Annotated in this window: 1 protein-coding gene; it reads right to left on the bottom strand. The window is 60.6% G+C overall.

Annotated elements, in window-relative coordinates:
• On the bottom strand, positions 1–1615 hold a 1615-nt coding region (locus I8U19_RS17075; protein WP_198056621.1), incomplete at both ends, for a type I polyketide synthase.

Raw genomic sequence — 1615 nt, 5'->3', positions numbered from 1 at the left:
GCGGCCGCTCTTTTCTCTCTTCCGCCGGAATCCAGCAGCGCTGCCGGGCAAACGGATAGGTGGGCAGACTCATCCGTCCGGGTTTCTTCCCGCTGTACAGACGGTTCCAGTCGATGTCCATCCCTTTTACCCACAGCTCCAGCAGTTTGTCGTACTTCCCTTTTCTCTGCCAGACCTCCAGGATTTGCTCCATATCCTCATCCGCCGCCAGGACCGCCAGGACTGCCTTATGAGCGTTGACCGACCCCCGGTAACATCCTTCGATCTCCTGCTTTCCGGCAACCACGTCCGCCAATTTTCCCCGGAGCTCTTCCATGGTGGTGGCCACGAGGGCCATCCGCTCTTCCATCGCCTCCCGGCCCACTTGCAGCGTGTACGCCAGAGCGGCCAGATCACGGTCGGTCCAGCCTTCTTCCCCGATCGCCGAGTGCAGGCGTTTCGCCTGCTCCAGCAGTTGCCCGCGCGTTTGTGCCGACAGGACGATCAGGAACGGGCCCCCGCCGGCTGCAGCCGGCTCCCGATCCGTTTCTTCGGGCGGGAGATATTCCTCAATCACGATATGGGCGTTGGCCCCTCCGGCTCCAAACGACGAGATTCCCGCCCGGCGCGGAGCTTCCCGGGGCACCCCCTGTCGCATCACGACCGGCCGCTTCCATTCTGCCAGTTCCTGCTGAACGACAAAGGGGGTCGAGGCAAAGTCAATATGGCGGTTCAGCACCCGGGAGTGCAGGGAGGGCACCAGCTGCCCGTATTTCATCTGCAGCAAGACTTTACTCAATCCGGCAATCCCGGCCGCGCTCTCGGCATGCCCGATGTTGGATTTCACCGAGCCGATGGCACAAAACTGCCGGTCGCCGGTATATTCCTGAAAGGCTTTGGTCAAACCGGCAATTTCAATCGGGTCGCCCAAGGCCGTTCCGGTGCCGTGCGCTTCGATGTATTGAAGGGTTCGCGGGTCGATGCCGGCCTGGCGAAAAGCCTGCTTGATCACATCAGCCTGGGCATTGGGATTGGGGACGGTATAGCCGTGTGTCTTGCCCCCGTGATTGAGGGCCGTCCCTTTGATCACTCCGTAAATGTGATCACCGTCCGCCACGGCCCGGGCCAACGGCTTCAACAGAACCGCACCGACTCCTTCTCCGGGCACATAGCCGTCGCCGCCATCCCCAAAGCTTTCGCACCGTCCCTTGCTTGAGAGGAATTGCCCCTGCTGCAGGGCGATGTATTTGTTCGGGTGAATCGACACATTCACCCCGCCGGCGATCGCCACTTCGCAACTGCCTTTTTGTAGGTGCTGGCAGGCCAGATGAATCGCCGTCAAGGATGAGGAGCACATCGTATCCACGGCCATGCTCGGGCCGTGAAAATTGCAGAAATAGGAGACCCGGTTGGCAATGGAAGCGGCGCTTCCATTCAAGGCCACCTTTCTTCCCCGAAGCTGTTCTTGCGCTCCGTAGAGTTGGTACTCCTCGTACATGACGCCGACGAACACCCCGACATTGCCTTCCATTCCCCGTCCCTTGTACGCCCCGAGGGCACGGCGGGTATATCCCGCATCCTCCAGGGTTTCATAGACGCATTCCAGAAACAGCCGTTCCTGCGGGTCCATCAATTC

Origin of the sequence: Thermoactinomyces sp. CICC 10523 (assembly GCF_016055105.1) — a bacterium.
GTDB lineage: Bacteria > Bacillota > Bacilli > Thermoactinomycetales > Thermoactinomycetaceae > Thermoactinomyces_A > Thermoactinomyces_A daqus.
This window is presented reverse-complemented; position numbering and strand designations above follow the sequence as displayed.